Here is a 611-nt window from a genome sequence, read left to right on the forward strand (position 1 = left end):
CGTCTACTTCGCCGTCCTGGCCGTTTCGTTCCTGGGCGCCGCATCGGCCGCCTTTGCCGAGCAGAAGCTGGTGCCCGCCCAGAGCGAAATCGTCTTCGTCAGCAAGCAGATGGGCGTACCCGTCGAGGRCCGGTTCAAGAAGTTCGACGCCCAACTGACCTTCGACCCCGTCAAGCCCGAGGCCAGCAAGATTGCCTTCACGGTCGATGTCGCCAGCGCATCGCTCGGCGTGCCCGAGACCGACGCCGAGTTGCCCAAGGCCACCTGGTTCAACACCTCCAAGTTCCCGCAAGCGACGTTCCAGTCGACCGCGGTCAGAGGCCTGGGTGGTGGCAAGTTCGAAGTCAGCGGCACGCTCGGCATCAAGGGTGCCACCCGCAGCGTTGTGGTTCCGGTCGTCGTGACGCAGGCCGGCGCCACGACCAGCGCCACCGGCACGTTCTCGCTGAAGCGACTGGCCTTTCAGATTGGCCAGAACGAGTGGGCCGACACCTCGATGGTCGCCGACGACGTGCAGGTCAAGTTCAAGTTCGCGCTGACCGGCGTCGGCAAGTTCTGAACACCCTCTTCTCTGTTTTCGCTCCCGTTCCTCCAACTCATCTTCAAGGACG

Annotated in this window: 1 protein-coding gene; it reads left to right on the forward strand. The window is 63.8% G+C overall.

Annotation, left to right across the window (positions count from 1 at the left end):
• The first annotated feature begins 16 nt into the window (after positions 1–16).
• The gene (locus AC1DYI_RS37925; protein ID WP_477209195.1) at positions 17–559 is read left to right on the forward strand and encodes a YceI family protein; all 543 of its coding nucleotides are present in this window, start codon (positions 17–19) and stop codon (positions 557–559) included.
• Positions 560–611: the final 52 nt, after the last annotated feature.

It is taken from the genome of Ideonella sp. P3_A4, from assembly GCF_056403075.1.